At 65.9% G+C, this 8,920-nt stretch carries 8 protein-coding genes and 2 riboswitches; of the genes, 1 reads left to right on the top strand and 7 read right to left on the bottom strand.

Features of this window, described 5'->3' with window-relative positions:
- Positions 1 to 37: 37 nt before the first annotated feature.
- From gcvH to VE25_RS21915, 5 genes are all read right to left on the bottom strand, one after another.
- A complete protein-coding gene (gene gcvH, locus VE25_RS14265) occupies positions 38 to 403 on the bottom strand; it encodes a glycine cleavage system protein GcvH (RefSeq protein ID WP_046109312.1) in 366 nt (121 codons plus the stop codon).
- A 16-nt stretch (positions 404 to 419) separates the two neighbouring features.
- The gene (gcvT, locus tag VE25_RS14260) at positions 420 to 1,589 is read right to left on the bottom strand and encodes a glycine cleavage system aminomethyltransferase GcvT (RefSeq protein WP_046109311.1); all 1,170 of its coding nucleotides are present in this window, start codon (positions 1,587 to 1,589) and stop codon (positions 420 to 422) included.
- Between the two features lie 59 nt (positions 1,590 to 1,648).
- Positions 1,649 to 1,739: riboswitch (glycine riboswitch) on the bottom strand.
- Positions 1,740 to 1,742: 3 nt separating this feature from the next.
- Positions 1,743 to 1,827, bottom strand: a riboswitch (glycine riboswitch).
- Between the two features lie 209 nt (positions 1,828 to 2,036).
- Positions 2,037 to 2,624 carry a hypothetical protein gene (locus VE25_RS14255; RefSeq protein ID WP_046109310.1) on the bottom strand — a complete coding sequence of 196 codons (588 nt, stop codon included), beginning with the start codon at positions 2,622 to 2,624 and terminating at the stop codon, positions 2,037 to 2,039.
- 23 nt (positions 2,625 to 2,647) lie between these two features.
- Complete coding sequence (locus VE25_RS14250) at positions 2,648 to 3,142, bottom strand: peroxiredoxin (protein WP_046109309.1); 495 nt, start codon at positions 3,140 to 3,142, stop codon at positions 2,648 to 2,650.
- Positions 3,143 to 3,272: 130 nt separating this feature from the next.
- Positions 3,273 to 4,076, bottom strand: a complete 804-nt coding sequence (locus VE25_RS21915) for a protein-disulfide reductase DsbD domain-containing protein (protein ID WP_160299990.1) — start codon at positions 4,074 to 4,076, stop codon at positions 3,273 to 3,275.
- Between the two features lie 122 nt (positions 4,077 to 4,198).
- Here VE25_RS21915 and VE25_RS14240 point away from each other — a divergent pair, with 122 nt between their 5' ends.
- Positions 4,199 to 4,774 (top strand): YqgE/AlgH family protein, encoded by a 576-nt coding sequence (locus VE25_RS14240; protein ID WP_046109308.1) that lies wholly within the window; start codon positions 4,199 to 4,201, stop codon positions 4,772 to 4,774.
- A 166-nt stretch (positions 4,775 to 4,940) separates the two neighbouring features.
- Here VE25_RS14240 and VE25_RS14235 read toward each other — a convergent pair whose 3' ends face one another.
- Positions 4,941 to 7,823: an EAL domain-containing protein gene (locus VE25_RS14235; RefSeq protein WP_046109307.1), complete on the bottom strand. Its 2,883-nt coding sequence runs from the start codon at positions 7,821 to 7,823 to the stop codon at positions 4,941 to 4,943.
- 298 nt (positions 7,824 to 8,121) lie between these two features.
- Entirely contained in the window at positions 8,122 to 8,892 is a 771-nt protein-coding gene (locus VE25_RS14230; RefSeq protein WP_046109306.1) for a DUF3800 domain-containing protein, read from the bottom strand.
- Positions 8,893 to 8,920: the final 28 nt, after the last annotated feature.

Here is an 8,920-nt window from a genome sequence, read left to right as displayed (position 1 = left end):
CCCCCTTGAGGGGAGGGCTAGGGTGGGGGGAGGTCCATCATTTGATGTGCGCTTCGTAACCCGCCTCGTCCATCAGCGTATCCAGCTCGCCGGCATCGCTGATCGAGATCTTGAACATCCAGCCCGCGCCGGCCGGGTCCTGGTTGATGAGACCAGGCTCGCCGGAAAGGGCGGCGTTGACTTCGGTCACGGTGCCGGAGACCGGCGCGTAGATCTCGGAGGCCGCCTTGACGGACTCGACCACGGCGGCCTCGTCGCCCTTCTTCAAGACCTTGCCGACGGCGGGCAGCTCGACGAAGACGATGTCGCCGAGCTGCTCCTGCGCGTAATTGGTGATGCCGACGGTGCCGGCACCGCCGTCGACGGCGATGTATTCGTGATCCTCAGTAAACCTGGTGGTCATTGGTGGGTCCTCAACATTATTTTGTGGGCTTGCGCACGTAGCGGTGCGGCACGAAGGGGGTTTCGACGACCTCTGCCAACTGCTGGCGGCCGCGCACGGAAACCTGCAGGCGTGTGCCGGGCGCGGCATGGCCGGGCGGCACGAAGCCCAGCGCGATGGCGCGGGCGAGCGTCGGGGCGAAGCCGCCGCTGGTGACGACGCCGATGGCGTTGCCGTCGCTATCCAGGATTTCCGCACCCTCGCGGGCCGGCGCGCCTTCGACGGTCAACCCCACGCGCACGCGCGAGAGGTCGCCGTCGCGTTCGCGCAGGATGCGCGCGGCGCCGGGGAAATCGGCAGCCTCGCGGCGGCGCTTGGAGACGGCAAAGCCGAGATCGGCTTCGATGGGCGAGACGGTCTCGTCGAGGTCGTGGCCGTAAAGCGGCAGGCCCGCCTCGAGCCGCAGGCTGTCGCGGGCGCCGAGGCCGATGGGCTTGACGCGCTCGTCGGCGAGCAATTTGTCCCAGACGGCGACGGCATTTTCAGCGCCGGTCAGGATCTCGAAGCCGTCCTCGCCGGTGTAGCCGGAGCGCGCGATCAGCAGGCGCGAGCCGTTCCAGTCGAACGCGCCATAGGTCATGAAGCCGAGATCGGTGGCGTCGGGCATGAACCCGGCCATGACCTCGACCGCTTCGGGACCCTGGAGGGCGAGAAGCCCGCCGCTGTCGGCGCGCTCCAGCGTCGCCCTGCCTGCCGCCGCCTTTTCGATGAGGGCGAAGTCGCCGTCCTTGGTGCCGGCGTTGACGACGATATAGAGGGTGCCGGAAGCGGCGATGTCCGGCGGGCGCGCGACCATGAGGTCGTCGATCGCGCCGCCCTGGGCGTTGAGCAACAGGGTGTAGCGCACCTGGCCGGGCTTCAGGCCCCTGATGTCGCCGCATACCAGCATCTCGACGATGGCGGCGACCGCCTCGTGGTCGGCCTCGGCATCACCGGTGGGCGAGGTGAGGCGCAGGAACGCGGGGCCCATATGGGAGACGTCGAAAAGGCCCGCATGTTCGCGGGTCCATTTGTGCTCGGCCATGATGCCGGTCGGGTACTGCACCGGCAGCTCGTAGCCGCCGAACGGCACCATGCGGCCGCCGAGCGCGACATGACGCGCGTGGAGGGGTGTAAACTTGAGATCTTGTGCTGAAGGCTGATCCATCAACTCCGTCCGAAACAATGGCGACACTTCGCTTGCAGTGCGGCAAGCGCTCGTGCCCCCTCTGTCCCGTCACCTGAGAGATTTCCCGGAACCTATGTCCGGTTGCTCCTTCGGTGGGACGCAGCCCAAGGGCCCGTCCGCTTTCCAGAGTTCAAAACAACTGCGGTCCTTTTGCCTGAGAGTTTCCGGGGCGGTTGCTCCTTCGGCGCTGGAGACCAGTCTCTCCCGCAGTCCGGGGCACCATGGGGGAGATTCCACACGGCGTCAATCGGGGGTGTCGGGATGTGCACGGTGCTGGAAGGAAGGCCTCCTCACCCGGCGCTGCGCGCCGACCTCTCCCCCGAAGGGCGAGGTAGGGGTCTCCCGAGCCGCGATGCCATCTTCACCTCTCCCTTGGGGGAGAGGTCGCCCGAAGGTCGGGCGAGGGGGCCTTCAGCCGGAACTTGTTCAGCTACGCGTGTCGAAGCCGACCCAGATGGTGATGCTCTCGCCGCCGACATAGGGGATCGAGACGTTCTCGACCACCTGGACGAACTGGCCCGACTGGCCGGTGATGGGAACCGAGAGGTTATATTTCTCGGTGAAGACCGCCTGGCCGTCGCGCTCGACGGCGAAGCGCACGGGGGCGGTGACGGAGGTCTGGCTGCCGGCAGGCCCGAGCAGCACGCGCCCGCTTGCGCCCATGTTGACGCGGATCTGGCCGTTGGAGACGGTGCAGTTGCGCGTCACCTCGTCGATGACGCCCTGGTACTGCAGCTGGTTCGGATTGACCTGCCCGCCGGCGTAGCGGAACATCGCCTCGCCGCCGTTGCGGACCCGGATGGGCGGGCATTCGGTGGCGATGGCCGGCATGGCGCTGGCCTGCGCCTGCGCGATCTGCTGCTGGCTGGGCGTGGCGTTGACGAGATTGACGTCCGCGGTCGAGGCGCCCCCGCCGCCGAACATCGATCCCATCGAGCAGCCGGCAAGGGCGAGCCCGGCAAGGCCTGCAACGAGGCCGCGGGTTCCGGCCGACACGATCGCGCTAAAGGGCATCAACCTCAATCTCCTCGCGAGTCTCAAGCTTTGGCGGCTTCAAGCGCCATCAGGACAGCCGGCGCGCCGCTGGCGTTGACCCCTGGCGCATCCTCGATGAACAGGGCCTGAACGACGCCGTTCTCCACGATCATGGCCGAGCGCTGGTAGCGCTTGCCCATGCCGTTGCCCGACATGTCCCTGGCAACACCCAGCGCCTCGGCGAAAGCGGCATTGCCGTCGGCAAGGAACACGATATCGCCAAGTGCCTCGCTCGCCTCGCCCCAGGCCTTCATGACGAACGCGTCGTTGGCCGCCGCGCAGACGATCCGGTCAACCCCTGCAGCGCGCAGCTTTGCCGCATTCGCCAGGAATCCCGGCAGGTGATTGACGTGGCAGGTGGGCGTGAAGGCCCCCGGCACCGCGAACATCACCACCCGGCCGCCGCCAAGCACGGCATCGCTCGTCGCGTCGCTGATGCCTTCGCCGGTCACCAGCTTGACGGGAACGGACGGTACGGCCTCGCCGGGTTGGATCATTCTGACGTCGTCCTTGTCTCGGGCGTTGGCCGGGCGTGGCTGGCCGGCGAGCCCATGTTCACGAGCATGTCCTTCGGATATGCGGCTTTGTCATGGCATGCAAGGCGCGATGACGGATTTGCCCACGCACTCAGTCGGTAATGACGGTGCGGGTGACGCTATAGGCGCCCGATTGGGTGCGGAAGACCAGCTCGACGGAACGTCCCGCGAGCGCCTGCGGCTCGACCTCGTCGAGGAGCGGCAGGAGCGTGCGGCCGGATGCATCGGCCTGGGCGGCGCCGAGGAGCGGCGCGCCGTCGGCGAAGGCGCCGATGAGGTCGGCGGGGGCGAGTTCCCCCTCCCCTTTCTCCACCGCGAGCGCGCGCGCCTTGCCATCATAGCGCACCTCGCCCACCGGCGGGCCAGGATCGGACCACTCGATCGGGGCCAGCGCCACGGCCTGGTGCAGGCGCAGGCGATTGCCGGCGTCGGGCGCCCGGCCGGCAAGCGGCAGCGAGAGCGCGGCGGTGACCGGAATGCAGATATCCGAGCAGATGCCGAGCAGTGCCTTCAGTTCCAGGTGCGCGGCCTCATCCTCGACCGTCAGCTCGACGGGCAGCACGGTCGGCCCGTAGTAGACGTAGTCGACATAGCCGTCCCTGGTCTCAACCGTGGGATACGGCCAGAGAATGCTCGGATCCCTGACCCCGCGCGACCCCGAGATGTCGATTTCGGTCGGGATTCCGGTCTCGCCGGGCACGCGCCAGTAGGTCTTGGTGTTGACCGGCATGTCGATCTCGAGGCCGACGAGCATGCGCCCGTCCGGGCCCACCTCACCGCTGCTGATGAGGCGAATGGAGACCTGCGGGGCAACCTCCTGCCAGCCGGTTTCGGCCGCTGAAACGGCGATCGGCAGGCAAACGGCAAGGAGGACGGAAAGGAGGAGACGGCGCATGGCGCGCATTTAGCCCCGAGGAGGATGAAGAAACAACTTCCGACGCATCAGGCCTTCGTGAGAGCGATCAATTCGCCCGTCGCGGGATTGGCAGGGGGGCGAGGCACGCCTAGACTGGCGGCATGGACACTCTCGAAGGCCAATTCCTGGTGGCGATGCCCGACATGGGCGACGAGCGCTTCGCCGAAAGCGTGATATACCTTGTCGGGCACAACGCGGACGGCGCGATGGGACTGGTGATCAACCATTCCTTCGCCGAGATGAAGTTCGGCGATATTCTGGAAGAGCTGGACCTCGGCGACCCGGACATGATCATCCGCCTGCCCGACTCGATCCGCGAGCGGCAGGTGCTGCGCGGAGGGCCGGTGGAGCGCGGGCGCGGCTTCGTCCTGCACTCGCCGGACTATTCGAGCCTCAATACCTTCCCGACCCCGAGCGGGATATGCCTCACCGCAACGCTCGACATCCTCAAGGCCATCGCCTTCGGGCCGTCGCCCAAGTCCTCGCTCTTTGCGCTCGGCTGCTGCAGCTGGGGGCCCGGCCAGCTCGACAGCGAGATGCTGCAGAACGGGTGGCTCACCACTCCGTTCTCGCAGGAGCTGCTGTTCGACGTGCCCTATGACGAGCGCTACGACACGGCGCTGCAATCGCTCCATATCACGCGCGCCAGCTTCAGCCAGGACGCGGGGCACGCCTGAGGACCAATCGCCATTCCGCTGAGGCTGGCCTGCAAATGGCAGGTTTCTGCGCTTCCGGTGCTCACGTACCATCAAGGTACGCTGCGCTCCGGTTCTCGAAACCCGCCATTTTCGGCTCAGCCTGAGCGAACTGTCGATCGGTCCTCCTCCTTTCAACGATTGGGATTCAGCGCGTCAGTTGCGCCTGGAGCTGCTTGCCGAACTCGGCGGCGCTCATGGCGGCGCCGAAGGCGAAGCCCTGGGCGAGGCGACATTCGAGGGTGCGCAGGCGCTCGATCTCGTCCAGGGTCTCGACGCCCTCGGCGATCACCGAGAGATCGAGTTCGCTGGCGAGCGCAACGATGGCACGGATGATCGGGCCCTGCGTGTGGGCGACACCCTTGGTCTCGTTCAACTGCACGAAATCGGCCGGGATCTTGATGGTGTCGACGGGGAAGCGGTGCAGGTAGCTCAGCGACGAGTGGCCGGTGCCGAAGTCGTCGAGGGCGAGGCCCAGCCCCATGTCCTTCAGCGCGGCGAGCATATAGGCCGAGTGCTCGGGGTTGGTCATCACCTGCGACTCGGTCAGCTCCAGCTTCATGTGGCCGGCGAGCGTCTTGTTCTGCCCGACGGTCGAGCGGATGTCGCTGAGGAGCGTTTCGCTGGCAAGCTGGGTCGGGGAGAGGTTCACCGAGACGAAGAAATCCTCGGGCAGCGTCGGCATCACCGTCAGCCAGTCGCGGGTGTGGAAGGCGGCCTGCTCGAAGGCGATGCGCCCGAGCCGGTCGATGAGGTTGGCGCGCTCGGCGAGCGCGATGAACTCCTCTGGCGCGACGAGCCCGCGCGTCGGGTGGTTCCACCGCATCAGCGCCTCGGCGCCGGCGATCTTGCCCGAAAGGATATCCATGATCGGCTGGAACTCGACCTGAAGCTCACCCTCGTTCATGCCGCGTACCAGATCTTCCTCGTTGGCGCGGTTGTAGGCGCTGATCGAGCGGGCTGAGGCGCGGTAGGCTTCGATCCGGTCGCCGCCGAGGCGCTTGGCGTAGAACATGGCGAGCTCTGCGTCTCGCAGGACGTCAGCGGCAGCGGCGGGATTGGAATCGTAGATGGTGACGCCGATCGAGGCGGTGAGCGTCAGGTCGCGGTCGCCGAAGTTGAACGGGGCTTTCAGCGCCTTGCGGATCTGCTCGGCCATCTCGGCGATCTTGCCGGCCGTCTGCTCGGAGGCGAGGATGACGGCGAACTGGTCGCCGGCGATGCGCGCCACGGTATCGAGCGGACGCATCAGCCGGGCGATGCGGCGCGAGACGGCCAACAGCACGCTGTCGGCGGCCGACTTGCCGATCCGCTCCTCGAGCTCGACGAAGCGGTCGAGATCGACGAGGAACACGGCGGGCTTGACCCCGTTGGGGATGCGGGCGCGCACCAGCGCGCGTTCCAGCCTGTCGAGGAAGAGCTGCTTATTGGGCAGGCCCGTCAGGCTGTCGTGCACGGCATCGTGCAGCAGACGCTCGCGGGTGGCTCGATCCTCGGTCACGTCCTGCAGGGTGCCGACGATGCGGTTGACCTGTCCGTCGCCGCCGAGCACGGGCTTCACCCGCATGCGGAAGGTGCGGTAGCTGCCGTCATGGGTGGCGACGCGCATGTCGGCCGAGACCTTGCCGCGGCGCAGTTCGACGAGCGTATCGAAGGCGGTGCGGAAGCGGTCGCGGTCCTCGGGATGGACGCGATCGAGCCAGCGCTTGATGGCGCCGCGCAGCGCACCGCGCTTTTCGCCGAGGCGCACCGCCAGCTCGTCGGAGACGGTGACGCGGTCGCGCTCGATGTTCCAGTCGAAGACGAAATCGCCCGAGCCGGTGAGCGCCAACGCGCGCCGCTCGACCTCGGAAAGCGTGCCGATGGTCACCTGCCCTTCCGAGAAGGCGTGCTGCACGGCCGTAAAGCCCAGTAGCATGACGATGAGCACGAGCCCGCCGCCGATGGCGGGCTGGGCGACGTCGTTGGTGACCTGGCCGGAAATGACGAGGAAGCCGTAGAAGAGCCACGCGATGACGATGATCCAGGTCGGCACCAGCAGCACGGCCCGATCGTAGCCGCGTAGCGCCAGCAGCAGGATGAGGAAGAGACCGGAAAAGCCGAGCAGCACCAGCACGAGACGCGAGATGGTCGCGGCGATCTCCGGCTGGAAGAAGGCGAAGGCGAAGAGCGCCAGGAACAGCGCGCCGAGCCCCAGCGCCAGATGGATGAAGCGCAGATGCCAGCGGTGGAGGTTGAGATAGATGAACAGAAACCCGGCAAGGGTGGTGGCGATGCCGGCCTCCGCCGCCGCGCGCAATGGCGGCAGGGCGCTGGCCGGCAGGCCGAGGAGCCGCCCCATGACGCCGAAATCGATGAGGAGATAGGCGAGCACCGCCCAGGCGAAGGCGGCGGTCGCGGGAAAGACCCCCCTGCCCTTGACCACGAACATGATGGTCAGGAACACGGCGGCGAGCGAAGCGACGCCCAGCACCACGCCGCGGAAAAGCGTGAAGGAGTTGACGTAGTCGCGATAGGCGTTGGGTTGCCAGAGATAAAGCTCGGGCAGCTCGCCGGCATCGAGCTCGGCAACGAAGGTGACGGTCGCGCCCGGATCGAGGGTGATTTCGAAGACGTCGGCCTCGGGATCGGCGAGGTGGACCGGGCGGATGCCGGCGCTGGGGGTCAGCGCGCGGATGCGATCGTCGCCCAGGTCCGGCTGGAAGACGCCGGAGCCCGGCAGGCGGAAGAACGGGGCGACAAGCAGGCGCTCGATCTGCTGATCGGTCTCGTTGCGAAGGGCGAAGAGCGCCCAGGACGGGTTCGCCTCGGGCGCGCTGGCCAGGACCTCGATGCGGCGGATGATGCCGTCTTCGCCAGGGGCCGTCGACAGCTGCACGCGGCCGTTCTCGCCGGGCTCGATGTCGATGGCACCGGTCAGATTGACCGCATTGATGTCGGGCGGGACGGTGATGACCTCGAACGCGGCGGCTGGAAGCGAGGAGAAGATGACGGCCGCAAGAACGGTTGCGAGGGCAAGGAGATGACGCATTCGAGGCGGTTATATCCTGCGGTGGGCTTCAATGTGACGTTTGAGCGGCTTGTCAGAGCGCAAGATGTCGCAGCGCGCCGCCGCCGTCCTTTTTGTTGTGCCGTACGCGAACCGGCAGGACGGTGCATTTGGTAGCGAGGATTGCCGCCTGCGACAAGCATGGGAGAGTGTTGCGGATTGGCAACACAGCGGTCCAGGGTTTGACATTCCGGCGAGCAGCCCCCATTTTATCGGTAAATGGATTGGGGTTCGTTCCCGGTCGGCGTCTGGCCTCGGTTTACCGGGGCCTTTCGCTTTTCTAGGGGAATACCTTCAGCCCGTAGGAAGTGCCATGGTCGCCTGGCCCTTTCCAAATCTTCGGATGAATGATGTCAAAGGCGCGGTTCGGCTGATGCGCGCGGAGGATGCGCAGACCGATCGGTCGGGCGATCAGGTCAGCGAGTTGTAAGCCGCAGGAGTTCGCCAGCTTTGATACGAAATGGATATCGAAGCAGAGCATCTCGCTTCCATGACGCTGCAGGTAATGGTCGCCTGCCACAATTCTCCGAAACTCCAGCTCCAGCTCTCGATCTTCCTTGCCACGACCCGGCTTTTCCTTGGGGCTCCGCGATTCGCAGATCACGTGACATGAGGCTTCACCTTCGCCGTTGGATCGAAGGAACTCAAACGTCTTCTCCAAGCAGAACAGAAGCGCCAACTGGTATGGATTCTCCGGGCTGGAATAGCGTCTGGTTAGGTGTTCCTTGCGGATCACAGCCGCAATAACAGTCATGGGTGTCGCTTCGAGCACGCCTGACAGGTCATCCATGAAGCGCTCGCGGATTCCGTCGTACTGAAGAAACGAGTACGGAAACCGCCGCTTCACGATGTCACTCTCGTGCAACACGTGGCTGTCGTGGCCGAACCATCGAAACTTGAACTCATGAAGCAGCGGAACTGCCGTCCTCGCATACTCGTCCTTTCGAAAGATGCAGAAGGCCAAGCAGAAGATGGGAAAGTTCTCGTCGATCGACGTGAGACTATGATCGCCGCTCTCGTCGACATAGACAATGTAGTTGCTGAATCTCAATTCTCGATAAGCCTATCCGACACACATG

Origin of the sequence: Devosia geojensis (genome assembly GCF_000969415.1) — a bacterium.
GTDB lineage: Bacteria > Pseudomonadota > Alphaproteobacteria > Rhizobiales > Devosiaceae > Devosia > Devosia geojensis.
Note: the sequence above shows the minus strand (reverse complement) of the source record. Positions and strands in the feature narration are given on the sequence as shown.